The 24,458-nt window shown below is 64.5% G+C and carries 22 protein-coding genes; 11 read left to right on the plus strand and 11 right to left on the minus strand.

The window, feature by feature from the left end; translation table 11 throughout:
- Positions 1–2 precede the first annotated feature (2 nt).
- The 3 genes from IEV87_RS13830 to IEV87_RS13840 form a co-directional block, all read right to left on the minus strand.
- Positions 3–1,004, minus strand: a complete 1,002-nt coding sequence (locus IEV87_RS13830) for a hypothetical protein (protein WP_188478233.1) — start codon at positions 1,002–1,004, stop codon at positions 3–5.
- A complete protein-coding gene (locus IEV87_RS13835) occupies positions 997–3,255 on the minus strand; it encodes a glycoside hydrolase family 99-like domain-containing protein (protein ID WP_229737576.1) in 2,259 nt (752 codons plus the stop codon). Before IEV87_RS13835 ends, IEV87_RS13830 begins: the two co-directional genes overlap by 8 nt.
- Before the next feature lie 72 nt (positions 3,256–3,327).
- Positions 3,328–4,095: an ABC transporter permease gene (locus IEV87_RS13840; protein ID WP_188478234.1), complete on the minus strand. Its 768-nt coding sequence runs from the start codon at positions 4,093–4,095 to the stop codon at positions 3,328–3,330.
- A gap of 90 nt (positions 4,096–4,185) precedes the next feature.
- Here IEV87_RS13840 and IEV87_RS13845 point away from each other — a divergent pair, with 90 nt between their 5' ends.
- The 5 genes from IEV87_RS13845 to IEV87_RS13865 all read left to right on the plus strand — a co-directional run bounded on the left by IEV87_RS13845 (position 4,186) and on the right by IEV87_RS13865 (position 10,137).
- Positions 4,186–5,424, plus strand: a complete 1,239-nt coding sequence (locus tag IEV87_RS13845; RefSeq protein WP_188478235.1) for a sugar transporter — start codon at positions 4,186–4,188, stop codon at positions 5,422–5,424.
- Complete coding sequence (locus IEV87_RS13850; protein ID WP_188478236.1) at positions 5,421–6,107, plus strand: ABC transporter ATP-binding protein; 687 nt, start codon at positions 5,421–5,423, stop codon at positions 6,105–6,107. Before IEV87_RS13845 ends, IEV87_RS13850 begins: the two co-directional genes overlap by 4 nt.
- A gap of 3 nt (positions 6,108–6,110) precedes the next feature.
- Positions 6,111–7,094, plus strand: coding sequence for a glycosyltransferase (locus tag IEV87_RS13855; protein ID WP_188478237.1), 984 nt, complete (start codon positions 6,111–6,113; stop codon positions 7,092–7,094).
- A 110-nt stretch (positions 7,095–7,204) separates the two neighbouring features.
- Entirely contained in the window at positions 7,205–8,689 is a 1,485-nt protein-coding gene (locus tag IEV87_RS22995) for a calcium-binding protein (RefSeq protein WP_269902648.1), read from the plus strand.
- A gap of 65 nt (positions 8,690–8,754) precedes the next feature.
- Positions 8,755–10,137 carry a nidogen-like domain-containing protein gene (locus IEV87_RS13865; RefSeq protein ID WP_188478238.1) on the plus strand — a complete coding sequence of 461 codons (1,383 nt, stop codon included), beginning with the start codon at positions 8,755–8,757 and terminating at the stop codon, positions 10,135–10,137.
- 3 nt (positions 10,138–10,140) lie between these two features.
- Here IEV87_RS13865 and IEV87_RS13870 read toward each other — a convergent pair whose 3' ends face one another.
- Positions 10,141–10,929, minus strand: a complete 789-nt coding sequence (locus IEV87_RS13870; RefSeq protein ID WP_188478239.1) for a metallophosphoesterase — start codon at positions 10,927–10,929, stop codon at positions 10,141–10,143.
- Between the two features lie 13 nt (positions 10,930–10,942).
- Positions 10,943–12,283: a phosphoglucosamine mutase gene (glmM, locus tag IEV87_RS13875; protein ID WP_188478240.1), complete on the minus strand. Its 1,341-nt coding sequence runs from the start codon at positions 12,281–12,283 to the stop codon at positions 10,943–10,945.
- Positions 12,284–12,477: 194 nt separating this feature from the next.
- Here glmM and IEV87_RS13880 point away from each other — a divergent pair, with 194 nt between their 5' ends.
- From IEV87_RS13880 to IEV87_RS13905, 6 genes are all read left to right on the plus strand, one after another.
- On the plus strand, positions 12,478–14,619 hold the full coding sequence (locus IEV87_RS13880; RefSeq protein ID WP_229737577.1) for a YjbH domain-containing protein: 2,142 nt from the start codon (positions 12,478–12,480) through the stop codon (positions 14,617–14,619).
- Entirely contained in the window at positions 14,616–15,260 is a 645-nt protein-coding gene (locus IEV87_RS13885) for a YjbF family lipoprotein (RefSeq protein ID WP_188478241.1), read from the plus strand. The genes IEV87_RS13880 and IEV87_RS13885 overlap by 4 nt, the downstream gene beginning before the upstream one ends.
- A gap of 126 nt (positions 15,261–15,386) precedes the next feature.
- Entirely contained in the window at positions 15,387–15,719 is a 333-nt protein-coding gene (locus IEV87_RS13890) for an ArsR/SmtB family transcription factor (RefSeq protein WP_188478456.1), read from the plus strand.
- 10 nt (positions 15,720–15,729) lie between these two features.
- Entirely contained in the window at positions 15,730–16,254 is a 525-nt protein-coding gene (locus IEV87_RS13895; protein ID WP_229737578.1) for an arsenate reductase ArsC, read from the plus strand.
- Positions 16,251–16,937 (plus strand): aquaporin, encoded by a 687-nt coding sequence (locus IEV87_RS13900; RefSeq protein WP_188478242.1) that lies wholly within the window; start codon positions 16,251–16,253, stop codon positions 16,935–16,937. Before IEV87_RS13895 ends, IEV87_RS13900 begins: the two co-directional genes overlap by 4 nt.
- A gap of 4 nt (positions 16,938–16,941) precedes the next feature.
- Positions 16,942–17,364, plus strand: a complete 423-nt coding sequence (locus IEV87_RS13905; RefSeq protein ID WP_188478243.1) for an arsenate reductase family protein — start codon at positions 16,942–16,944, stop codon at positions 17,362–17,364.
- Between the two features lie 40 nt (positions 17,365–17,404).
- On the opposite strand, the gene IEV87_RS13910 is transcribed toward IEV87_RS13905, so the two are convergent.
- From IEV87_RS13910 to IEV87_RS13935, 6 genes are all read right to left on the minus strand, one after another.
- On the minus strand, positions 17,405–18,511 hold the full coding sequence (locus tag IEV87_RS13910) for a flagellar basal body P-ring protein FlgI (protein ID WP_188478244.1): 1,107 nt from the start codon (positions 18,509–18,511) through the stop codon (positions 17,405–17,407).
- On the minus strand, positions 18,508–19,515 hold the full coding sequence (locus tag IEV87_RS13915; protein ID WP_188478245.1) for a flagellin: 1,008 nt from the start codon (positions 19,513–19,515) through the stop codon (positions 18,508–18,510). Before IEV87_RS13915 ends, IEV87_RS13910 begins: the two co-directional genes overlap by 4 nt.
- Before the next feature lie 3 nt (positions 19,516–19,518).
- The gene (gene flgK / locus IEV87_RS13920; protein ID WP_188478246.1) at positions 19,519–20,961 is read right to left on the minus strand and encodes a flagellar hook-associated protein FlgK; all 1,443 of its coding nucleotides are present in this window, start codon (positions 20,959–20,961) and stop codon (positions 19,519–19,521) included.
- Positions 20,962–21,008: 47 nt separating this feature from the next.
- Positions 21,009–22,313, minus strand: a complete 1,305-nt coding sequence (locus IEV87_RS13925; RefSeq protein ID WP_188478247.1) for a flagellar hook protein FlgE — start codon at positions 22,311–22,313, stop codon at positions 21,009–21,011.
- A 107-nt stretch (positions 22,314–22,420) separates the two neighbouring features.
- Complete coding sequence (locus IEV87_RS13930; protein ID WP_188478248.1) at positions 22,421–23,242, minus strand: flagellar motor protein MotB; 822 nt, start codon at positions 23,240–23,242, stop codon at positions 22,421–22,423.
- Between the two features lie 100 nt (positions 23,243–23,342).
- On the minus strand, positions 23,343–24,359 hold the full coding sequence (locus tag IEV87_RS13935) for an amidohydrolase family protein (protein ID WP_188478249.1): 1,017 nt from the start codon (positions 24,357–24,359) through the stop codon (positions 23,343–23,345).
- Between the last annotated feature and the right edge of the window lie 99 nt (positions 24,360–24,458).

The raw sequence follows: 24,458 nt of genomic DNA on the forward strand, positions 1-24,458 counted from the left end.
GGTCAAGCAGCATCCTCCGCCACCGCGAAGGACAGGCGGCGGGCGATGCGAATCCAGAGGTCAGCGGTTATGTCCTCGCGGTGGAGCGTATCCTGCGACGGTGTTGGCTGCGTCAGGGTCCACCCTGGCTGGGTCCGTGAGACGCGCTGCGCAAGCGCCTGGTTTGACGGGGCGAAATGATCAGAGATCCGGCGGACTTCATCACGGGTCAACAGGCAGCCGGGTCGGTCGGGGCCATATTCCAGAGCAAAGCTCTCCTCCGCCGCGCGACTGGTGGCCGGGCTAGGCGCCGGGCCACCAGCAACAACGTGGGCGGCCCAGACAGGCAGGGGCGCGGGCGAGACATTTGCGCGCCGACCCTCGGGCCACGCGAGCGTCGTCGGATCGATGGCCGGGTCGATGGCCTGCAGGATATGACCCGGAACGCCCTGCGCGCTGGCCGTCGCACCGGCATAATCGATCAGGTGGATTCGGGACGGGTCCATGTGGCGGGACAGAGTGTCGACCATCCGGTCATAGTTGCACCAGAGGCCGTCGATCCATCCTGTTTCCAGCGCCTGCGCCACAAGATCGGCGGGGCGCGGCGGCGGAGCGGAGCGGGCAAGTTCCAGGTAGACCGACTGCAGGAACTGCCATTGCGCCCGAAGCGTGCAGATGACGCGGATGTCGTAGCCACCGAAGATCGCCGTCAGTTCTGCATAGTCAACATGGCCGCCGCGACCGCCGGCGCGGGAGAACTCCTCGCTCGACAGGACAAGGGTCCGGTCGGTGTCGCGCCATTGTCTTGCCAGCGCCTCCAGTGTGCCGCGACCGCCTAGCGGAAGCGTGTAGGCGGGGGGCAACGCGATCCAGTCGGTCAGCAGTCCGTGGTGCCCGGAGTGCCTGCCGAGTACCGGATAGATCAGCCCGCTCTGCGCAAGCCTGTCCGCGTTGTCGCGGAGCAGGTTCTGCACAAGGGTCGTGCCGGTCTTGTGGGTTCCGATGTGCAGGACGAGCCTAGCCATTGCCGATCGCTCCGGTCTGATCCGGCAGGGCAAGGTGCCGGGGGGGGGCGGTGAATTCCGCGAGCGCGTCGAGATTCAGGCGGCCGAACTGCTCCGTCGGTTCCAGCATCGCCTTTTCGGCCCATTCGTTCCAGGCATTCACGAACAGTTCCCCCCTGTAGGAGGTGGCGAGCGGCCCGTCGGCCAGCCGTCGCAGCCAATGGCGGAAAGTCGCGGGATTGGCGCCGCGGGCGATGTGGGCGCGGGCCTTCCGTCGCGCCGTGTTGTCCCATCCGGGCATGATGCCGACGATGGTGTCCGGGGGCAGGCCGGAGCGGTAGGCCGGCGACAGACTGCGACGGGCGACGGCATCATAGTCATAGATCAGCCCGGCAAATCCCGGCGCGGGCCCGTTTGCGCCAAGCGTGTTGCCGAGCGGGCCGCCGAACCTGTAGGCGGCGCCGTCGACCAGCCCATGCGGCGGCATCTCGACCCAGAAATCGAAGACGCCGGGCGGGACGGGTGAGTCGCCCGCGACGTGAAAGCAAACCGCGCCCAGTTCGACGGGGCCGATCCCGGCCTCTTTCCAGGCGCGTCGCATGCGCGCGACGTTCTGCTCCGGGGCGGGCATGTCCTCTGGGCGGTAGATGATGAAGCGGGGGCGGTGGCCATCGGGGCGCTGGTACCGTGGGTCGCGCATGTAGGGCAGGGTCGATTCGACCAATCGGCGTTCGAAGCCGGGGGAATAGTCCTGTCCGATCAGGATCTCACCGCTCAGCCCGTCCCAGTTGCGGCGCCAGCTTTCGTTGGCCCAGCAGAGATAGAAGGGGAAGTCGCTTTCCGGCGTTTCCAGAAGCCGGTCCAGGGGTTTCTCCAGCAGGCGCCTCCCGCCGAACCAGTAGTGATAGACGCAGAAGGCATCGATCCCGGCGGTCCGGGCGAGCGCGGCCTGATCCTGCATGACCTCTGGCGCGCGCAGGTCGTAATACCCGAGCGCGCCGGGACTGGCTGGCTGCAGATGGCCGGGAAAGACGGAGGTGGCCGCGGCGACGCCCCGCCATTCGGAAAAACCGGCGCCCCACCATGCATCGTTCTCGGGGATCGGATGGAACTGCGGCAGGTAGAATGCGGAGACAAAGGCGGGTGCGCGCGGGACCGGCGGCGGGCGGGAGAGGTCCTTTGCCTGGACGATGTCCTGTCCGGCGGCGCGGGCAAGGCCGCCGATCGCACGTTCCACCGCATGGGCGAGGGTGCCGTCGGTCTGTCCGTCCTCGACCTCGAACAGGTCGTCGGTCAGGCGCAGGGCGCGGATCATTCCGATCATCAAAGGTTTGGCCCAGTACATCGACCCGGCGGGGAATCGCAGATCGGCGACGAGGTCGTCGAGTTCCACGCGGCGCAGGACCGCAGCGGTCTTGTCCCGATTGGAGCCCCACCAGTCGCGGACGTCGTAGCATTGCCCGTCAGCCACCCAGAAAGCCGCGTCCGGGTCAGCGAGGAAGCGGGACAGGGGCGCGCGCACCCCGCTCTCCGGCAGGAGCCCGCGGACGAGTTGGCGCCGCCAGGCATCACCATCCTCGCGATGCGGAGATCTCTTGGTATGCAGCTTGCAGACGGCGTCGTAGCCGTCGAATACGCCAGCGTTGACGAGCTTCAGGAAAGGCAGGATGTCGCGCCCCCGATTGGCTGCGGCAAGGACATGCGCGTCGGGGAACCGGTCGCGGATCTGATCGATCAGCCAAGCCGTTTCGTCACCCCGCCAGGTCACGGTGACATAGATGTCGATCGCGATGTCGAGCCCGGCCAATCGGTCGGCAAATTCACCCCAGAGGTCCGGGTAGTAAATGTGGAGATGCAGCGCGTAGGGGTGCGTTTTTCGGGCGGGATCGATCCTCCAGTGCGTCTTTGGCACATGTGGCAGACGCGGTACGGGGCGTTTGCGCGGAGAGCGTCCCTCCGCCCGGCCAAGGGTCAGAAAGTGCCGCAGAGGAGGCATCCCGGCCCGCGCCACGTCCGGGTGGAGGTCGAGATAGGCCTGAGGATCGAACTCCGCACCCGGGCAAAGACCGGCTGCCTCCCCCCACAGGATATAGTGGCGCATGGGGAAGATGCGGAACAGGCGGTTCAGGCCGGGATTGCCGCGCCGATAGAAATCCGCGTCGAAAAGGCCGCTTCGATGCAGCAACCAGAGATAGAGGAGACCGGACGGCCCCATAAAAGCCAGGCGGGCCACCTTGCGGCAGCGCGCCAGGAAGAGTTTTGCACCTGACATTCGGGTCCTCTGACGAGTCCCTCTCCCACCACCACTCTACCCCCTGCCGGTTAACCCGCCCTGAATCCAGGTTCACAATTGCCATGTCAGATCGCGCGCGGTGCGGCGCAGCACGAGCAGGCCCACGACGAGAAGCACTCCCCCGACCGCGAGTGGGTAGAAGGGATCGAAACCGTCCGGGGCATAACCGGGATAGAGACCGATCCGCATCGCGGTCACCGCATGAACCAGCGGATTCAGCCAAATCATGTCGTCGTACGGCGCGGGCACCGCGTCCGGCAGGAATAGCACGCCGGACAGGATGAAAACCGGGCGGTTGGCGATCGCCCACAGGCGTTCCCACACAGGCCAGAATTCGAAGAGAACCGCATTGATCGCACCAAGTCCGGCACCAAGGACCGCGGCCAGCCCGACCCCGAGCAACAGCGGCCCGAGCATGGGTGCAGGGGTTCCGAAGTACATGATCATCGCGGCAAGAATCAAAGCGATGACAAGGGCATGGGTGATCGTGTTGAGAAGAAATCGCGCGACCAGCGCGTCGGTCGCCGTGACCGCCGGGTAAGCCATGAGCGGGCGCGAGAAGCGCAGCGCGACGCCAATCTTCTGGCTGAGGTCGGAGTAGCAGGCAAACGGCAGGTATCCGCTGGCGTAAAACAGCGCGAAATCCCGGCCGAGAGGCGGCGAGTCGAAAGCGAGGGAGAAGACGCCTGCCATCAGGATGACAGCGCCGAGCGGTTCGAGAATCGCCCAGAGATAACCACCGGGCGTGCGTCCGTAGCTCGTTGCGATTTCTCGCACTATCAGGGCGAAGATGGCCCGCCCTGCCCCGGTTTTCTGCATTTTGGCGTCCGACGTTAGGCCTTTCTTGATAGGTCCAGCGTAGACCTGATTGATGAAGAACATATTAGCAACACGGAAGCCGGCGCAGTCATGTCCCGCCCTGCCACTCAAGCCGCGAAGTTGCAGCGCCCCGCCCTGCCGGACGCGTTCCCGACGCTTGTCCCGCCGCCCCGCCCGGCCGACCGGCAGCCGGCCGGGCGCGCGCGGTTTCGTCTGCGGCATCTGGTGCTGACGCTGCTCTTCGCGGCGATGGTGCCGGGCCCGTTCGGGATTGCTGCCTGGTACCTTTACACGCGGGCGCAGAATCAGTTCGCGTCACGTTTCGGTTTTGTCATCCACAGCGAATCCGAGGTCGACGGCGCCGGTTTGCTGGCCGGGGTTTCTGGATTGTCGGCACTGGCGGGCTCCGGTTCCGCCGATACGGATGTGTTGGAAAGGTACCTGAGGTCGAGGGCGCTGGCCGATCTGATGGACAGCCGGTTCGACCTGCGGCAGCGATGGTCCGCGGGGGCGGACCGCGACCCGGTTTTTGCCTTCGACCCCGAAGGTACTGCAGAAGATCTGACGCGGTATTGGGGCCGGATGGTGCATGTGACCCACGACATCGGCGCCGGGCTGATGGAGGTGGAGGTTCGGAGTTTTGACGCGGAAGGCGCACAGGCGCTCGCCCGCGGCATCGAATCGGCGGGCAGTGCGCTGATCAACCGGCTCAATGCCGTCGCGCGAGAGGACAGGCTGGCACATGCGCGCAGGGAGCTGCGGCTGGCGGAAACGCGGCTTTCGACTGCGCGACAGGCTCTCATGACCTTTCGCAGCCGCAATCGCATCGTGGATCCCGCGACCGACCTCGCCGGAGAGATGGGCGTGATCGGCAGTCTGCAACAGGCGCTGGCGGAGGAACTGGTCAGCGCGGAAATGCTGACCCGCAGCGTGCGGGCCCGCGACAGAAGCGGTCCGCGCGACACACGGATCACGCAGAGCGCGATGCGGATCGACGTGATCCGCCAGAGGATCGCGGAAGAGCGGGCCAAATTCGGCGGCATGGCGGGGGGACGCGACTACGCCTTGCTGACCGGGGACTTCGAGCGCCTGTCCGTGGATGTGGAGGTCGCACAGCAGGCACATATGCTGGCGCTGGCCGCCTATGATACGGCACGGGCCTCGGCCGACCGGCAGACGCGATACCTTGCCACGTATTCCCCGCCTGCGCTGGCCGAGGCGGCGGAATACCCGAAACGCGGCCGCATCATGCTTGGACTTGGCACCGGCCTGTTGCTGGCCTGGTCGGCTGTCATGCTGATCGTTTACGGGCTTCGGGACCGCAGATGACAGGCAATGTGGTGCTGGAACATGTGGACAAGAGCTTCCGCCTGCGCGGGACGCGAACGGTGGTGGCACGGGACCTGTGCTTTGCCTTTCCAGACGGGCAGGCGATGGCGCTCCTCGGACGGAACGGAGCGGGAAAGTCGAGCCTGTTGAGGATGATAGCCGGTTCCTCGGACCCCGACAGCGGGCGGATCCTGCGGCACGGTTCGGTGTCCTGGCCCGTCGGTTTCCAAGGCTCGTTCCACCCGGACCTGACGGGGCTTGAGAACGCACGGTTCGCGGCGCGCGTTTATGGCATCGACACCGGAGAGATGTCGGATTTCGTCGAAGAATTCGCCGGGCTGGGTGCGCATTTCCGTCTGCCGGTGCGCAGCTACTCGGCGGGGATGAAGGCGCGACTGGCGTTCGCGGTCTCCATGGCCGTGCCGTTCGACACCTACCTGATCGACGAAGTGACTTCGGTCGGGGATGGCGCCTTCCGGCAACGCAGCGAGGACATGCTGCGCGCCCGGCTTGCGCGGGCGTCGGCCATTGTGGTGTCGCACTCGATGGATCTTCTGACCCGGATCTGCACGTCCGGCGCGGTGCTGGAGAACGGGCGGCTCTTTTTCTACGCCCGAGTTGCCCGCGCCATCGAACATCACCAGGCACTGATGCAGGGGCGGTTGCCGCCCTGGATGGCCTGAGTGATGGAGATCACCGTCCTGATGCCGTTGCTGGATGGCGCCCGTTTTCTTGTCCCGCAGCTGGAAAGTCTTGCAGCGCAGACACGACCACCCAACCGGCTCATCGTATCCGACGACGGCTCTACGGATGCGGGGCCGGAGATCGTGCGGGATTTTGCCCGGCGGGCCCCGTTCAGGGTGACGGTTCTGCAGGGGCCGGGTCAGGGCTATGCGGCCAATGTGCTGTCGTTGCTCACGCACGCGCCATGCGGGGCGCTTGCCTTTTGCGATCAGGACGATGTCTGGGTGACCGACCGAATCGCGCGTGGCGTGAAGGCTCTGGACGGGATCGAAGGTCCCGTGCTGCATGTTACCGAACGGCTTGTTACCCGGGCGGACCTGAGCCGGCCGCGTAACCTGCCGAGGCGCAAAGAGGCTCGAAAGGGGTTGCATAATGAGAGCCGCGGCTTGTTGGCAGAGGCCGGCACAGTGCTGCGAGGTTCGGACCGGCGGATCGCGGAGAACCTTGGACAGATGGCATTCGACGCGGCACTGGTACAGAACCTCGCCCCGGCCAATGCGACGTTGATCAATCCGGCGGCGGCGACGCTCGCCAAGGTCTGCCTGGGCCGGCTGCCTGCGCCGCCCTTTCCAGATTGGTGGCTTTTCGCGCTGGTGCTGGGGGCAGGCGGACGGGTGATATATGACGACAAACCGGGCGTGCTCTACCGGCAGCATGGGGGTAACCTTCTGGGCGCGGCCCGTGGGGCGGGCGGCGTGATCCGGCGTTTGCGTCATCTGGTCGACGGGACATATGGGCGGTGGCTGCGAAATCACGCGGATGCGCTCGCGTCGGCGGGGGACCACCTGACACCGGCGGCGCTCATCCGGCTGAACCGGTTCCGCATGAGCCTTGAGGGGATGGGTACGATGTCGCGCGATTGTTCCCGAAACGGAGTGGCTGAGCAGGTCCTGTTCCGTATTGCCCTGCGTTTGAACAGGATTTGACCGGCATTTCGAATTAATCCGGGGGTTGGGCCACCGCTCCGCCGCATTCCCGCCCCGCCGCGCGCCCCGACCGGGCGGCATTGATATCCCTAACTAATTTCGGGGGTATCATGCTGTCTCTTACGCTTCGCGCCACGCTGGCCGGCGACAATCCGATTTTCTACGGCCAGATCGGAGAGCTTTATCCGCTGGTCGATCCTTTGACCGGAACTGGCTGGCTGTTCTCGGCGGCGACGGCCACCGGCGTCGTGACGTCTTTCACCCTGCGCGAGGGCGCGGGGTTTGAAACGCCGCGCGCGGTAACTGTGGCAGGCGGGGGCAGTGTGTTCCGGATCGGCGACATGGAGGTCATCGACAGCGCCACCGGGCCGGACCTGATGATCGCCCGCATCGGAGCAGACAGTATCGCGACCTTCGACATCGGCTCGGTCGGGCAATTGTCCGGCGCGCGGACCCTGTCGCCCCCTTCGCCGATAACGGAGATGGTTGCGGTGGAGCGTGGCGGGACGACCTTCGTGATCTCCGGTGCACGCGATGGCGCCGGGCTTCAGGTGCATGAACGGAGCGTCGCGGGGACGTTAACCTTGCGTGACAGCGTTGCAGATCACGGAAAAATAGCGGTGGCCAATACCTCCGACCTGATCGAGGTCCAGAGCGGCGGGCAGCGCTACGTCGTGACCGGGTCGGTTCAAGACGACGCGATCAGTTCGTTCACGGTTGGCGCAGATGGGTCGCTGGAGATGGTCGACACGCTCGGCACGAAGGACGGTTTGTGGGTCTGGGGGCTGGACGGGTTGGCCTCGGTCCGGGCGCATGATGTGACCTATGTAGCTGTCAGCGCGACGAATTCCTCCTCTCTAACGCTGGTGCGGGTGAACGAGATGGGGGTGTTTTTCGTGGAAGATCACATAACCGACAGCCTCGACACGCGCTTCGCCAATGTGGACGCCGTGGCGGGATTTGCCGTCGGCGACCGGGGGTTTCTGGTGGCCGGGGGTGCGGATGACGGGCTGAGCCTGTTCGAGATCATGCCGGATCACGCGCTTTTTTCCCACGAGGGTCTGGTGCAGCAGTCGGGCGGCGCGCTTGAGGACATTGCCGCGCTCGGCATCGCGCATTTCGCCGGAGAGGTGCAGATCATCGCCGCCGGAACACCGGGGCTGACGCTGGCGACCCTGCCGACCCAGACCATCGCAGCGCCCCGCATGGGGAGTGCCGCGTCCGAGGACCTGTCCGGCGGCAACGGTGCGGATCTGATCTGGGGCGGGGCCGGGAACGACACCGTGTCGGGCGGCGCGGGAAACGACATTCTCGCCGGGGGTGCGGGCGCGGACCGGCTGACCGGCGGCGCGGGGGCGGATGTCTTTGTCTTCTCGGACGATGCGCCGCAGGACGTGGTGACGGATTTCGAGCTGGGCACCGACCGGATCGACCTCAGCCGATGGGGCCGGATTTATGACGTCAGTTCACTGTTGGTGCAGGAAAAGCCTGACGGGGCAGAGCTTTACTTCCGCGGCCTGTCGCTTCGGCTGATTACCGATGACGGCCAGAGACTGCAGGCCGAGGACCTGACGAACGACAGTTTTCTTTTCTGAGCAGTCAAGGGAATCTCAACCTTTTGCCGTCATTCTGGACAGGCTTTCCAATGGGGGTTGGGGACATGACCGGCGTGGTATTGCGCAACCTTGGCGGACCGCTCGGGTTCGGCGAATCGGCCCTGTCGCGGGGCGACGACATAGTGCAGGAAGTTGACGCCAGCGGCCTTTTCGCGGGCGGGCTGCGAGTGTTCGGCACGCTCTATTCCGGCGCGCAGATCCGGGTGGCAACCAACGGGATGATTGTCTTCGGGCAGGACTTCGGCGCGCTGCCATCGGTCGACAATGCCTCGGCCATGGTGGACGCGATTGCGCCCTTCTGGTCGGACGTGGACACGCGGCTGGATGGCGAGGGCGCGGAAAGCGGGCAGGTCTGGGTCGATCTCGATACCGGAGCACATGCGCTGACCGTGACCTGGCAGGATGTCGGGAGCTACCGCCGACAGGCGGAAGTAACCAACCTGTTCCAGCTGCGCCTGACCGACCGCGGCGCAGGCGATTTCGATATCCGTTTCACCTATGAACGGATCGGCTGGACGCAGGGCACGGCAGAAGGTGACACCGGGGCGCGTGCGATGCTGCTTGGCACACGGCTTCCGGACCCGGTCGTCATCGGTGGCGCCATTGGCAGCCTGCATGAGCGGATCGGGAACACCGGTCAGGTCGGCGTCTGGGAGTTCGCGATGCGGGGCGGCACCGTGAACGGCGCTGAGACAGTGAGCGGGCAGGCTCTGGCCGGGACCGGGGAGGCGGAGGTGCTGACCGGTGGCGTCGCGGATGACCTGATGCGGGGCGGCGGTGGCAATGATGTGCTGCGCGGGAATCGCGGCGGGGACTGGCTTTACGGCGGGGACGGGGCGGATACGCTGAACGCGGCCTCGGGCGATGACATTATCGTCGGCGGCGAGACGGAGGCGGATCTGCGCGATGTGATCTATGGCGGCGATGGCCGTGACCGGATCGACGCGGGCCATGGCAACGACCAGATTTACGGCGGTCCAGGCGATGACACGATCGAAGGCGGATTCGGTGTGGACGAGGTTATCGGTCAGGGGGGAAACGATCAGCTGTCCGGCGGGGCCTGGTCGGACCTGATCTACGGCGGCGACGGGGCGGATTTCCTGAACGGCGGGTTCGGGTTCGACCGGCTCAATGGCGGGGCGGGCGCGGACAGGTTCTTTCACCTCGGCATTCCAGACCACGGGTCGGACTGGGTGCAGGACTATTCGGCGGTCGAAGGCGACGTGCTGGTCTGGGGTGGCGGGGCGACGCATCCGGCGAATTTCCAGGTTAACCTCGCCGATACCGCCGGCGCCGGGGCCGCGGGGGTGGCAGAGGCGTTCGTCATCTACCGGCCAACCGGGCAGATCATCTGGGCACTTGTCGACGGCGATGCGCAGGCGCAGATCAACCTGATGATCCAAGGGCAGAGCTATGATCTAATCTGAAAGTCAGGAGATGAACCGGCAGGTGCCAGTCGCGACATAGGCCGCGGTCAGGCGACCGGTGAAGACGGCACCGGTGTCGATGGAGATTCGGGTATCGCCAACCACCGGTTCGGCCATGACCGTGTGACCGTGCACAACCGTCTGGCCGTCGGATCGCGGGCGGCGCAGGAAGGCGGGGTGGCCATTAACCAGAACCTTTGCGCTTTGTGTGTCGGGGGAAAGTTCCGGGTCCATTGCGGCGTGCACGCAGTGGACATTTCCTGTGGTCCAGACCGGCGGCAGGGCGCGCAGCCAACCGAGCATGCCCGGTCCAAGCGCCGTTTCCAGCGCGTCGGCAGTGTCGAGAGCGTCTTCGGCGTCGAGCCGCTTGCCCTCAACCTCGATCCCGAAGCTGGCCAGCGTTTCCACGCCACCAAAAGACAGCCACCGCGCGCCCTTGCCCGCCGGGTCGTCGATGAAGTCGAGCATCATCTGTTCATGGTTGCCCATAAGCGCGACGTGGGTGTCCGGTGCGGATCCAGTCAGGGTGTGGATACGGGACAGAACGCCGGCGCTGTCGGGGCCGCGGTCGATTGCGTCGCCGATAAAGACGACCGGCACATCGGGGCCGAATTCGCCGCGCAATTTCGCCAGCAGCGGGTCGAGCAGATCAAGCCGTCCGTGGATGTCGCCGATGGCGCAGAAGGGGCGGTCGGGATGCAGGACCGTGTCGACCGTAGGGTCCGGGGCGGTGTGGAGATGGGGGCCAGGCTCGGGCTTCGTGAAGATTTGCTTCAGTCTTTTCAGAACCATGCCCGTGCCCCCCTCAGCTTGCGTGTTCGACCGCCTGGCGGATGCTGTCGATCACCGCATGCAGCTTGTCCTGATCCTCGGATTCGCCCATCACGCGGATGAGCGGTTCAGTGCCTGACTTGCGGATGAGCAGCCGGCCGGAGGGGCCAAGCGCCTTTTCCCCGTCGGCAATCGCCTGCTGCACCGCGTCAACGGCCAGCGGTTCGGAGCCGGTGCGGAAGCGCACGTTGTGCAGGACCTGCGGGATCGGCGTGAAGACACAGGCAAGATCGCTGGCAGTGCGCCCGGTTTCCACCATCGCGGCCAGGACCTGGAGCGCGGCGACAAGACCGTCTCCGGTCGTGGCGAAATCGGTCATGACGATGTGACCGGACTGCTCTCCGCCGAGGTTGAACTGGCCCTCGCGCATGCGTTCGACGACGTATCGGTCGCCGACTTTGGTGCGCTCCATCGTAATGCCAATACCGTAAAGGAAACGTTCCAGGCCCAGATTCGACATGACGGTGGTGACAAGCGTGTCGCCCTGCAGCCGCCCCTGCTCCTTCCAGCGCGAGGCGATGAGCCCCATGATCTGGTCGCCATCGACGATTTCTCCGTCCTGGTCGATCAGGATCAACCGGTCCGCGTCCCCGTCGAGGCAGAGTCCGATATCCGCACGGGTCTCGCGCACCTTAGCGGCGGCTACAGCGGGATGGGTGGATCCGCATTTGTCGTTGATATTCAGTCCGTTAGGGGTCGTTCCGACGGGGATCACGTCGGCACCCAGTTCCCACAGGATCGCCGGGCCGACACGGTGCGCAGCACCGTTGGCGCAGTCCACCACGATGCGCAGCCCGTCGAGGCGCAGGTGCCGCGGAAAGGTTGTCTTAACATATTCCACGTATCGTGAGCCGGAATCATCAATCCGCTTGGCTCGGCCAATGCGCTGCGGGTGCGCGGGGGCCACGCCTTCGGACATGAGGCGTTCGATTTCGGTCTCTGCCTCGTCGGACAGCTTGTGTCCGTCGGGTCCGAAAAACTTGATGCCATTATCCTCGGCCGGGTTGTGGCTTGCAGAGATCATGACGCCGACGTCGGCCCGCATCGACCGGGTCAGGAAGCCGACTCCGGGGGTCGGCACGGGACCAAGGAGGAAGACATTCATGCCGGTGGAGGTGAACCCGGCAGTCAGCGCGTTTTCCAGCATGTAGCCGGAGAGACGGGTGTCCTTGCCGATGACCACGCGATGTTCCTGCTGGTCGCGGCGGAAATAGCGGCCGGCAGCGGCGGCCAGTTGCAGCGCGACCTCGGCAGTCATCGGGTAGGTGTTGGTACGCCCGCGGACCCCGTCGGTCCCGAAGAGAGAACGGGTCATGACTTCCTCCGACCACCTAGGCTTCGTAACGCCTTGTGTTACGACGGGGCGGGCGACAAGTCCAGAAAGCCGCAGCGTCGGCTGTTGCCCCTGGGCGACCCTGAGCGGCTGCACCGGGGCCGGGACAGAAACCGCGTTGCCCGCGCCTTCCCAAGCCTTTAGGTTCGCCGCAACGAGGCGGAGGACCTACCCCGGTGCCAGGCAAGATTTCCACTTTGTCGCTGAGCGTGGCGACGCTGGCCGTGCTGCTGCCCGCGCCAATCGGTGCGCAGGACGGTCGGGATTTCGGGGCCCGAAGCAGCACCTACAACCAATACGGCGCGCCCGGCCTGCTGGACATGCCGAGCGCGGAGACCGCGGACGACGCAGAGCTGGCGACGACGTTGAGCTATTCCGCCGCCGCACGCCGTGTCACGATGAGCTTTCAGATCACGCCGCGCCTGTCGGCAAGCTTCCGATACGGTCAGATTCCGCGATATCTGGCCTCAGGTGCGGCGTCCTACGACCGGTCCTTCGACCTGCGTTACCGGCTGATCGACGAGGGGGCCTACCGCCCGGCGGTTGTCGTCGGTTTCCAGGACCTTGCGGGAACCGGGCTGTATTCCGGCGAATATGTCGTTGCGACCAAACATGTCTCTTCGCGCCTGGCGTTTACTGCCGGGATCGGCTGGGGCCGGCTCGGCTCCTACAACGGGTTCAGAAATCCGCTTGGCAGGATCGACGGCCGGTTCTACACGCGGCCCGCGGCGGGTACCGCAACCGGGGGGACCTTCCGGTCGGGGCAGTGGTTCCGCGGGGATGCGGCCTTTTTTGGCGGGGTCACCTACCGCGCGACGGACCGGCTGACGCTGAAAGCGGAGTATTCCTCGGACGCTTACGCGGCGGAGACGACACCGGCACGCAACCTGCTGGACCGGAAATCGTCGCTCAACGTCGGGCTCAGCTACCGGGCGGCGCCGGGCGTCGACGTTCAACTGGCCTACATGTACGGCGACATGATCGCGGCGGGGGTCACGTTCTACACCAATCCGCGCAAGACATCCGTTCCCGGGGGCAGCGGCCCGGCACCGGTCCCGGTCAAGCCGCGCGACATGAAGTCGGCGCAGGCATTGGGCTGGACCACGAACGACGTGCTGAAAACCAAGCTGCGCGACGGGGTAGCGGCGGCGATGGCGGCGGATGGAATCCAGGTCGAAGGGTTGAGGCTGGAGGACCGGGTCGCCACGATCTACATCCGGAACGAGCGTTATATTGCACGGGCCGAAGCGATCGGGCGCACGGCGCGCGTGCTTACCCAGGTGGCCCCGGCGTCCATCGACAGCTTCCGGATTGTGCCGATGGTTCAGGGGGTTCCGGCCTCTGTCGTGACCCTGCAGCGCCGCGATCTGGAGCAGCTGGAGCATGATCCAGACGGTGCATGGCGCATGTTTGCCCGCGCCGACATCGCCGACCGGCTCACCGGACCGGCGGCAGAGGATCGCGTGCCGGACCAGACCCCGCGCCTGACGTGGTCGCTTGGCCCCTACGTGAAGGCCAGTTATTTCGATCCGGCCGAACCGGTGCGACTGGACGCTGGCCTGCGACTGCGGGGCAAGGCGCATCTGGGACAGGGGTTCGTCCTGTCGGCCGAGGTCGATCAGCGGGTTGCCGGAAACCGCGGCGATTCCAATCGCTTCGATCCTTCGGCCCTGCCGCGTGTCCGATCCGATGCGAACCTGTACGCCAAGGCCGACACGACACTGAACCACCTGACGCTGGCCTCCTACTTCCGGCCCGGAGAGAACCTGTATGGCCGGGTGACCGCCGGGTATCTCGAGCCGATGTTCGCGGGCGTTTCGGCGGAGCTGCTGTGGAAGCCGGTGGACAGCCGGTTCGCCCTTGGTGTCGAGGCGAACTATGTGCAGCAGCGTGACTTTGACCAGAAGCTGGGGCTTCGAAGCTACCGGGTCGCGACGGGGCATGTCTCGGCCTATTACGATTTTGGCAACGGGTTTCACGGTCAGGCGGATGTCGGTCGCTATCTCGCCGGGGACTGGGGCGGCACGGTGTCGCTGGACCGCGAATTTGCGAACGGCTGGCGGATCGGAGCCTATGCGACGTTCACCGATGTGTCCTTCTCGGATTTCGGCGAAGGCTCGTTCGACAAAGGCATCCGCTTCTCGATCCCGCTGGATCACTTCCTCGGGCGTCCGACCGGACGGACCCAGGATGTGGTGTTGCAACCGTTGTCGCGGGACGGCGGGGCGCGGCTGAAGGTCGACGGGCGGATCTATGACCAGATTCGTGACTACCATGAACCTGAACTCAAGAAATCCTGGGGGAGGTTCTGGCGGTGAGCAGTGCAAGATGGCTGATCGCACTTGCGTTGGCAGCTTTGGTCGGGGCCTGCGGGAACGACACGGCGCAACCGGGTGTGGGCAAGGCGGTTGTTGCGTCGCTGAAGGGCCGGCTGGCGGGGGGCGAAGAAGCGCCGCGTCCGAGTGCGGCACAATTGCGCGCCGCTATCACACCGGAATTTCGCGCGCAGTCGGGGAACAAGCCTCTGCTGATCGTGACGTCTCAACGGGTGCCGGTATCGTCGATCCTGACGATGTTTGCGGAGAACGACGGAGTGCGCACCTATCTGTCTCCCGACCAGATCAGTTTCTCAGTTCGGGACGGGATTCTGGTGGCGACCCGTGGGCTTGGAGACGACCTTATGAGCGCGGACGTGTCCGATGTGCTGCCCCGGATCCGGGCCGGTTCCGGGCGCGCAGTGCGAGTCCATCGCTATCTCGACGGGGAAAACCAACTGATCCTCGCCAGCTTCGTTTGTGATTACGGTCGTGGTTCCGGGGGCGTGGTCGAGGAAAGCTGTCAGGGGGAGGACCGCAGTTTTGTCAACCGGTACAACCTTGGCGGCGGGGGGCAGATCGTTACGTCGGACCAATGGGTTGGCGTCGGCCAGGGCAGCTTTCGGATTGAAGATCTGAACTGACTGCGCAATTTTCTGAATTGGACGCAGGAGTTACAAGGCAGCTCCCACGCATAGTTTAACATTAAACTATTGGACGTCGTCACAGCTTCACTTGCAAAATATCGAATTATCCAGCATTCTGGATATATGGACAAGAATCACGCTCTCACCGCTTTGGCCGCCTTGGGTCAGGACACCCGGCTCGATGTATTCCGCCTGCTGGTCAAGGCCGGAACGAATGGCATGCTTGCCGGAGAAATCGCCGATACGCTCAAGGTCAGGCAGAATACGATGTCGGCAAACCTGTCGATCCTTCTGAATGCCGGTCTGGTTCGGAACGCCCGTGAAGGCCGGGCAATCCGGTACTTTGCCGATATGGACCGGATGCGGGGTCTCCTGTCCTTTCTGTTGGAAGATTGCTGCGGCGGGCGGCCCGAACTGTGCCAGCCCGCCCTCGCCGACCTTGCCTGCGCATGCTGAGGAGACGATCGTGACCTGCCCTTACAACGTCCTGTTCCTGTGCACCGGAAACTCCGCCCGGTCCATCATCGCCGAAGCGGTCCTGAACAGGGAAGGCATGGGCCGCTTCCGCGGATTCTCGGCCGGTTCGAAACCGAAGGGAGACGTGCATGCCTATACGCTCGATCTCTTGGCGCGGTTAAACCATGACACACGCGCCGCTCGGTCCAAGAGCTGGGATGAGTTCGCCGGGCCGGGGGCGCCGCAAATGGACTTTGTCTTCACGGTCTGCGACCAGGCGGCAGCGGAGGAGTGCCCGTTCTGGCCGGGACAACCGATGACGGCCCACTGGGGGCTTCCGGACCCCGCAGCGGCGACCGGAACCGAGGCCGAGGTTCGCCTTGCCTTCAGTGAAACCTATCGCATGCTGCGCAACCGCATCTCGATATTCGTGAATTTGCCGTTCGGTTCATTGGACCAACTGTCGCTGCAGGACCGATTGGACGGCATCGGTCGTCCGAAGGCCGACGTTGACAAGGGGCGCGAACCGGCATGATCTTCGACCCGTCGCGCCGACTTTTTGCCGAAGGTCTGGGTACGCTGCTGCTGGTCTGCACGGTGGTTGGATCCGGCATTATGGCGGACACGCTGTCCGCCGATGATGCCGTATCTCTTCTCGGAAACACAATTCCGACCGGCGCGATCCTGGTCGTATTGATCACGCTGCTCGGGCCAATTTCGGGAGCGCATTTCAATCCTGTAGTGACGCTGGTTTTTGCGTTGCGACGTGAGATCTCTGTGACTCTCGGGCTCGCCTATATCGCGGTTCAGGTCGCGGGAGGCATTCTCGGCAGCCTGCTCGCCCACGCGATGTTTGATCTTCCGGTCGTTCAGGTCTCGCAGAAACTTCGCAGCGGCCAGGGGCAGTGGCTGGCAGAGATCGTGGCGACCTTCGGGCTGGTTGCCACTATTCTGATCGCCCTGCGCGTGAAAGATGAAGCTATTCCCGTTCTCGTCGGTCTTTATATCACGGCGGCCTACTGGTTCACGGCATCCACCAGTTTCGCGAATCCCGCGGTCGCGATTGCCCGAGGATTTTCCGACACTTTCGCAGGTATTCGCCCGCTTGATGTCCCGGCCTTCATTGCGGCGGAGGTCATTGGAGCGGCTATCGCACTGGCTGTAACCGGGTGGCTGCTCCGGCCGAAGTCCGACGGCGAGCCTGAACAGGCGGAGTAGCACCATGACCGTTGTAATCCACCATAACCCAGACTGCGGTACGTCACGGAACGTGCTTGATATTATCGCGAGTTCTGGCGAATCCCCGGTAGTGATCGAATACCTGGTCGAAGGGTGGACGCGTCCGCAATTGCAGGCCTTGTTCGCCGCGGCCGGGCTGACACCACGCAGCGCCCTACGGACGACGAAGTCACCGGCCGAAGCGCTTGGGCTGACTGACCCGTCTGTCCCTGACGACGTGGTCCTTGGAGCGATGCTGGTCCATCCTGTTCTCGTCAACCGGCCTATCGTCTGTTCCCCAAAAGGCGTGCGATTGTGCCGCCCGTCTGAGGTCGTGCTCGATCTGCTGGATCGGATGCCGGCAGGCCCACTGTACAAGGAAGACGGGGAAATGATCCTAGATTCCGACGGTCGCCGCGTCAGGTGACGGGTACAACTGGGCGGCCGTGGATTTCGTTCCTTGGATGTCATCTCACCACGAACTCCGCATGCAAGGCACCCGCGGCCTTAATGCTCTTGAGAATGTCGATCATGTCGCGCGGTGATACGCCGAGCGCGTTCAAGCCTGCTATGACGGTGGAGAGGTTCGGGCCACCGGGCACTTCGGCGAGACCTGGGCCCGGCTCCTCATCGATTTGCGCGCGTGTACGCGGGACAACTACGGTTTCGCCTTCGGCGAAGGGGTTGGGTTGGACCACAAGAGGAGCTTCCTCGATCCGGAGGGTCAGATTTCCCTGGGACACGGCGACGCGACTGATGCGAACATCGTCGCCCATCACGATTGTACCGGAACGCTGGTCGACCACGACCCTCGCCCGACGCTCCGGCTGAACCGCGATGTTTTCCACACGACCGATGGCATGGGCGGGCGACGGCATGCGCGTGGCCGGGATGTTGAGCAATACAGTTCCCGCATCCAGCATGCGCGCGACATTGCGCCCGAAATTGCGGTTGATGGCGCTTTCGATCTTGCCCGCTGTAGTGAAATCCGGCGTGCGCAGAGCGAGCCGCATTCTGTCCAGGTTATTAAATTCGAAATCGATTTCCCGTTCGACACGCGCGCCGGAAGGGATGACGCCCGCCGTTGGTACACCTTCGGTGACAGAGGCGGCGTCGCCTTCGACGGAAGCGCCCCCGGCGATGATCGTCCCTTGGGCCACAGCATAGATTTGACCATCGGCTGCATTCAGCGGAGTCATTATCAAGGTACCGCCAAGCAGGCTCTTGGCATCGCCGATCGCCGAAATCGTGACATCGATCTGGCTGCCAGCGCGGGCAAAAGCGGGAAGTTCTGCCGTTACAAAGACCGCTGCGGCGTTCTTGGGACGGAATTGTTCACCAGTTACGTTCACGCCTAATCGTTCCAGAATGTTGGACATGATCTCTTCGGTAAACGGCGCATTCCGGATCCCGTCGCCCGTCCCGTTCAACCCGACCACCAGACCGTAGCCAACAAGATCGTTGCCACGCACGCCGTCAAATTCGACCAGGTCCTTGATCCGAATCGGGTTTGCCATGGCGCCAAAGGTCGGGACGATCAGGAGTAGCAGGGAGAGGATGATGCGCCAAATCATCTGAGGTAATCCGTCAGCGTGAGCCGCGACAGGCGCGCCGTGACGGTGTAGAGGCTTTCCAGTTGGAATTGCACGTCTTCCAGACGGGTCACTGTTTCGTAGGGATCGACGGCGAGGAGTTCGGTACGGGCGATCTGGAAAGAAGAGCGCTCAGCGGAAATACGTGCTCCGCTTTCCTCGATCCGGGACTGCGCATAGCCGAGGTCAGCGCGGATTCGGGTCAGCCCGGACTGGTCAAATGTCAGACCCTTACCCGCCTCCAACAGCAGGTCCTTCTGGAGATCGTTCGGCAGGGCGAGCGCAGGGTCCGTCGCCAATGCGGCCATAGCTGCGTGGCGCAGCAGCGTGCGGATGGCGGGATCGTCTCCTCTCAGGTCGAGCGTAACCTTTTCGCCGGCGCCCAGTGCAAATGGCGGGAGAGAGACGGCGGACCCCTGGTAGGCGTCCGTGTCAAAGGATCCTCCGTCCGCGAACCAGGCGTCCAGTCTGGCCTCGATGCCAATTAGGGTCGTTTCGCCGGCCAACTCTGTGCGGAGCGCCATCAGGATGTCATCAGCACTGGCCATCGGGCGGTTATCTGTGGCGACACCGGAGAAGAGAAACCGTCCGGCCACGCTGGTGTTCAGCTTGTCGAGCATGATCTGGAGGTCGCCACCGGCACGAGCGGAAACGGATTCAGCCACCTGAGCCAGATTGCTTCCTGCGGTGGAGATCAGGGCCGCACCGAGGTCACCTGCGACCGTCTGGAAGCCTTCGAGCGCGTCCTGCATCGACCGGGTGAGTGTGTTCGCCTCACTCGTCGCGGTCTCGTAGCCGTCCAGAAGCGTCAGGTTGCGGTCTATGTCGGCGAGATATGAGTAACTGCCGGAAAGATGTCGGGAGACGTCGGACGCCCGACCTGTCGACAATTCCTCGATCAGGGTCGCCATCTTTGCCTTGAGGTCACCATTCTGACGGCGGAGCAGGTGGGACTGGGCGAGATCACCGATGGAGTTCAACGTCATGATTCAAAGTCCGATCAGGGTTTTCATCAGATCGTCCATCACCTGGACGACGCGGGCGTTGGCGGCATAGGCCTGTTCGATCAGCATCAGGCGCTGCATTTCCTGATCCGTGTCGACTCCCTCTGCCAGGTACCTCTCCTTCAGCTCCGACTGGCGCGTGCTGTCAAAAGCAGCGCCCTGCTCGGAGAGCAGCCGTTCCGTCCCGGTCAGGGAAAGGATCGTGGTTGCGAGGGCGGAGGCGGTGATGCCCGAGGTGCCCAAGGCGGGGTCGGAGGGCACACGGCGTTCGTTCAGGACGTCGATCATTTCCATCAGCAGCGTGGAATCTCCTGGCGGTCCGGCGGTGGTGGCGCCAAGCCCGTCGCGAAGTCTCCACGTGGCACCGCCCTGCGCCGGGTCGACGAGGGCGCTGACCGCGATCCGTGCGGCGAGACCAACTTCGTCTGCAGGGTCAAAGGCGTTGCCGCTGTCTGTGAAGAGACCGGCGGCACCTGCAGTTCGTGTGACGTCGAGACCGGACTGCTGGAACCGGTCAATCAGGTCCCGTGCGGCCATGTCGATGCGGGTCTGAAGTTCCACCGCGAGGTCGTCGCGGATGCGGAACCGGGCGGCGAGCGCGCCGCTGGCGAGCGTCGCGTTGCTGCCATCAGTGGCGATAGAGTCGCCGTTGATAGTCAGGCCGGACAGGAACCCGTCGCCGATCGTCTGATGCGGAGTGATGATGCCGGTCGCGGTGAAGCCTAATTCTGCGGCGCGCCCGTCGAGGAGGAAGTGGCCGCCCTGGGACATGAGTGCCACAGCGCCGCCGTCCCGGGTGATTTCGCGAACCGGAATGAGGGTCGAGATTTCGTCGATGACCTTCTTGCGGTGATCGACGAGGCTGGCGGTCTCCCCCCCGGTGTGGGTGGCGCGGGTGATCGCGGTGTTCAAATCCTCGGCCTGACCGAGCAGTTCGTTCAGGCGTTTGACGGAGGCGTCGATTTCCGCATCGGCCTGTTCGCGTAGACTTTGCAGACCGTTGGATGTGTAACCGAACCGTTCCGCAAGCCCCTTGGCGGCCGAAAGGAGCTGGGACAGGCGCTCCGGCAGGTCCGGTCGGCTGGCAACGGCGATGAGAGCGGTTTCGAACTTCGCGATCTGGGCGGCGAGAGAGTCCTCATCCTCCGGCGTGCCGAGGATGTCTTCGGCGCGCGTGCGGAATTCCAGCACGGCACCGGAGTATTCCTGATCCGCCCCGGCCTCGCGCATGTCGTGCAGGATCAGGGGGCTTTCGTGGCGGGTCGTGCCCACCACCCGGACACCCCCGGCCCGCGACGCCAGTTCGACGTCGCGGCGCCCGTAATCCTCGTTCAGGGCGTTCGACACGTTGGAGGACACCACTGAAGCTGCGCGTGAGGCGGCGTTCAGGCCCGAGAGGGCGTTGGACAGGGCGCTGGAGATGCTCATGCGGCTTCCTTTCCGCGGTCTGGGTTACGGGCCGCCGACCGCCGGGGTCAGCGCTTGATGTTCGTAGTTTCCTGAAGGATTTCGTCGACGGTCTGGAAGACCTTGGCATTGGTCGAATAGGCGCGCTGCGTGCGGATCATGTCCGTCAGTTCGGCGGCCACGTCGGTTGCCGATTCCTCGCGTGCGAAGGCGACGATGTCGCCGGTGGGACCGTCGCCTGCATCCCAGAGGAAGAAGGCGCCGCTTTCGGGAGACGGCTTGTAGGTCTGGTAGTCCATCGCGATCATGCCGTTGGTGTTGGGCATGTCGGCGAGCGGGATCTGGTAGATCGTGCGCCGGACCCCGGTGTCGAAATAGGCGTGGACGAAGCCGTTTGCATCGACCTCGACCTCCGTCATGTTGCCGACGGCGGACCCGTCCTTGCTGATCGAGAGCGGCGCGAAGACATCGGAGAGCTGGCTCAGCCCGCCGGTACCGCCGATGAGGCCAAGGTCGACCTCCATCGGGCCGCCGAGCACGTTGACTATGATCTTGCCTGTTGCCGCGTCATAGGCCCCGCCGGTCGTGTCGGTGACGCTGGCCAGCGTGCCACCGCCCACCCGGGCGTCGGTGAAGGTGAGGGTGTATTCGCCGATTACCGCGCCGCCCTGGGCGCTGTCGGTGATGACCATGGTCCATTCGTTGGACGCGCCGGTGGCGGGAACCGTCGGCACGAACTGGACCGTCACGCTTTCCGATTTGCCGAGGTTGTCGAAATATTCCACCGACAGCTGTTGCGCGGTACCGGGTTTCCCGGCCTCCGTCTCTGTTGCGGGGAGGTTGACGCCAAGGGTCATCGCCGTGGTCGGTTCGCCCTGGAAGAGGTTCGGGTTGATCTGCACCGGCGCCAGCCCGTCTGCCGTGTCGCGCGGGACCAGCGGGATGTTGCCCCCTTCGTCGGCGGGCCAGCCAAGCAGCACTAGGCCCGATTCCGTGCGGAGATAGCCGTTCTCGTCCGCCCGGAAGGACCCCGTGGTCGTGAGCATCATATCGTTGAAACTGCCGCCCGTCGCTTCGACCTGATAGGCGGGCGCGACGGGGATCATGCCGCGACCGCGCACCGCGAGATCCGTCGCGTTCGAGGTCGTGACCAGAGGGCCGCGTTCGTCGATCATGCGGATCGTCGTCGCGCGGACGCCGCCTGCGGTGTAGGTGCCGGCGTTCTCACCGATCACCAGCGAATGAAAATCCGCCTCCGCCCGTTTGTAACCATAGGTCGAGGAGTTCGCGATATTGTCCGCAATCGTCCCGAGCCGGGTCGCATTGGTCTGAAGTCCCGCGACACCCGCGTTGAGAGAGGAGGAAATGGTCATGACTACGCCTTTCTGCTGCACCGACACATCGTCGGCACAGATCTAGGCGCACTCGGATTAACACCGGCCTAACAGCTAAAATCGCAGGTAATTTGGCTCCGGCAGCGTCACGTCCTGTCGCGGACGAGGATCAGTTCGATCCGGTTGTTGCGCGGCGCCATCGGGTTGCGGGCCGCCGGTTCCCGGTCGGCGTGGCCGGTCACGCGGATCACGCGTCCCGCGGCCATTCCGCTGTCATCCAGCAACTTGCGGGCCGCATCCGCACGGGCCGAGGACAGGCCCCAGACCGGGTTGGTGGCCACGACAACGGGGCGTGAAGCGACATGCGCCTCCACCGCGACCGGGTTGGACACGATCGCAGTGACACGCACCAGCATCGCCGCAATTGCCTTGAGCAGGGGCGTCGGGCGGTCCGAATCATCCTGGAACAGGGGGGCGCCGGGGCGGTCGAAGATTTCGATCACCAGCCCTTCGTCGGTCACGCGCGTGATGATGTGCTTCGTCATCTCCGGCGCCACCTCGCTTTCGCCGGTCAGGCCGCGCAGCATCTCCTCGACCTTCTCCTGCTGCTCCTGCGCGCCCGTGCCGCCCTGCCCCCGAGACCGGCGTTCGTCAGAGGCTTGCAGGGCCGTGGCCCCGATGCCGTTGCGGGCAAGGGTTTGCTCCGTGAAGACGGACTCGCCCCCGAATGCACCCTCACCGCCGCCGGAGATGCGATTGACCGGAATCGTCGGACTGAAGAAGTCGGCGATGCCCTTGCGCTGCTTTTCCGTGGTCGCGTTCAGCAGCCACATCAGCAGGAAGAAGGCCATCATCGCCGTGACGAAATCGGCATAGGCCACCTTCCAGGCGCCGCCGTGGTGGCCGCCGCCGGCGACCACCTTCTTGCGCTTGATAATGATCGGCGCAGCATTTGCCTGCGTGCTCATCCACTCACCTCCGTCTCACCCGGGGGCAGGGATAGGCGGCGGGCGTTAGCGCGTCGTTAAATATCGGATTTAAGCCAATGTCCTGTCCTTAAATGGTTTTTCAAATCCGATACACCTTTGCCGCGGTATCATGGAAAAGTTTCGCCTTCTCCTCCGCGCTGGCACCCGAGGCGATCCGCTTGAAGGCGTTCCAGACCACCGGGTAGGCCACCGCGCCCTTGTCCACTGGGAAATTGCTTTCGAACATGCAACGGTCGGCGCCGAAGAGTTCGATGGCGGTTTCGATATAAGGCCGCCAGAGCCGCGCGCATTCGCCGGAGGACGGCGGCAGCGGTTCCTTGTGGAGGTCGAAGCCGTTGATGTCCATGGCAAGCCCGCCCAGCTTCATGTGGGCATTGGGGCATTTGGCCAGGTCGGTGACATAGCCCTTCCATTCGGCAAAGACCTCGTCTCCGCGGCCGCGGTAGGGCCCGATGCCGAGCGGTCCGCCAAGGTGGTCGAGCACCATGGTCGTGTCGGGAAAGGCGCGGGCGAGATCGGTGAAGTCGGGGATCTGGGGGTGGTAGAGCCAGCCGTCATAGCTCAGCCCCGCGGGGGCGAGATGAGCGAAGCCGGCGCGGAACTCCTCCGTGTAGAGCATTCGGAGCGGTGAATTCGGCACCGCGCCGGAGAACCGGTCGCCACCCGAGGCGCTGTAGTGACGGACACCGCGCAGCCGGCCCTTTGCGGCCTCTGCATGGGCGTCGAGCACCGGCTGCACCGCCGCGCCAAGTCGCAGGTCGGCATGGGCAACGATACCCGCACAGGCGGCGATGTCGGGGCGCAGGGCGGCGGCCTCCTCGGCGATGCCGACGACGAAATCGGTTTCCCCGACGGGCTTCATCTCTTCGGGGCCGTCGGTACGGTAACCGTAACGGCACTGGATGAAGACAGAGGCGCGGACATTGTGGCCGGACGTCAGGTCCGCCAGCAATTCCTTGGTATAATAGGGACCGAGGCGGTCCCACAGATGGTGATGCGGGTCGATGATCGGCAGGTCGGGATCGAGGATCTCCTCAGTCAGCTTGCCGAGCCATTCGAGATTCGTGTGGATATGCGTGGTCTTTTCGTAGGTCATGGTGTCCTCCCTCCGGGCGACAGTAACGGATTGTCCGCCGGGTGGAACGGTATTCCTTTTTGCGGAAATCGACGGGGCGGGTATGGGAACTCACGGTTC

This window comes from Primorskyibacter flagellatus (assembly GCF_014638275.1).
In the GTDB taxonomy this organism is placed as follows: domain Bacteria; phylum Pseudomonadota; class Alphaproteobacteria; order Rhodobacterales; family Rhodobacteraceae; genus Pseudooceanicola; species Pseudooceanicola flagellatus_A.

Excerpts from the sequence above, each read along its gene's own strand:
- IEV87_RS13830 (WP_188478233.1), bottom strand. The coding sequence starts at position 1,004 with ATGGCTAGGCTCGTCCTGCACATCGGAACCCACAAGACCGGCACGACC.
- IEV87_RS13835 (WP_229737576.1), bottom strand. The coding sequence starts at position 3,255 with ATGTCAGGTGCAAAACTCTTCCTGGCGCGCTGCCGCAAGGTGGCCCGC.
- IEV87_RS13840 (WP_188478234.1), bottom strand. The coding sequence starts at position 4,095 with ATGCAGAAAACCGGGGCAGGGCGGGCCATCTTCGCCCTGATAGTGCGA.
- IEV87_RS13845 (WP_188478235.1), top strand. The coding sequence starts at position 4,186 with ATGTCCCGCCCTGCCACTCAAGCCGCGAAGTTGCAGCGCCCCGCCCTG.
- IEV87_RS13850 (WP_188478236.1), top strand. The coding sequence starts at position 5,421 with ATGACAGGCAATGTGGTGCTGGAACATGTGGACAAGAGCTTCCGCCTG.
- IEV87_RS13855 (WP_188478237.1), top strand. The coding sequence starts at position 6,111 with ATGGAGATCACCGTCCTGATGCCGTTGCTGGATGGCGCCCGTTTTCTT.
- IEV87_RS22995 (WP_269902648.1), top strand. The coding sequence starts at position 7,205 with ATGCTGTCTCTTACGCTTCGCGCCACGCTGGCCGGCGACAATCCGATT.
- IEV87_RS13865 (WP_188478238.1), top strand. The coding sequence starts at position 8,755 with ATGACCGGCGTGGTATTGCGCAACCTTGGCGGACCGCTCGGGTTCGGC.
- IEV87_RS13870 (WP_188478239.1), bottom strand. The coding sequence starts at position 10,929 with ATGGTTCTGAAAAGACTGAAGCAAATCTTCACGAAGCCCGAGCCTGGC.
- glmM (WP_188478240.1), bottom strand. The coding sequence starts at position 12,283 with ATGACCCGTTCTCTCTTCGGGACCGACGGGGTCCGCGGGCGTACCAAC.
- IEV87_RS13890 (WP_188478456.1), top strand. The coding sequence starts at position 15,387 with ATGGACAAGAATCACGCTCTCACCGCTTTGGCCGCCTTGGGTCAGGAC.
- IEV87_RS13900 (WP_188478242.1), top strand. The coding sequence starts at position 16,251 with ATGATCTTCGACCCGTCGCGCCGACTTTTTGCCGAAGGTCTGGGTACG.
- IEV87_RS13905 (WP_188478243.1), top strand. The coding sequence starts at position 16,942 with ATGACCGTTGTAATCCACCATAACCCAGACTGCGGTACGTCACGGAAC.
- IEV87_RS13910 (WP_188478244.1), bottom strand. The coding sequence starts at position 18,511 with ATGATTTGGCGCATCATCCTCTCCCTGCTACTCCTGATCGTCCCGACC.
- IEV87_RS13915 (WP_188478245.1), bottom strand. The coding sequence starts at position 19,515 with ATGACGTTGAACTCCATCGGTGATCTCGCCCAGTCCCACCTGCTCCGC.
- flgK (WP_188478246.1), bottom strand. The coding sequence starts at position 20,961 with ATGAGCATCTCCAGCGCCCTGTCCAACGCCCTCTCGGGCCTGAACGCC.
- IEV87_RS13925 (WP_188478247.1), bottom strand. The coding sequence starts at position 22,313 with ATGACCATTTCCTCCTCTCTCAACGCGGGTGTCGCGGGACTTCAGACC.
- IEV87_RS13930 (WP_188478248.1), bottom strand. The coding sequence starts at position 23,242 with ATGAGCACGCAGGCAAATGCTGCGCCGATCATTATCAAGCGCAAGAAG.
- IEV87_RS13935 (WP_188478249.1), bottom strand. The coding sequence starts at position 24,359 with ATGACCTACGAAAAGACCACGCATATCCACACGAATCTCGAATGGCTC.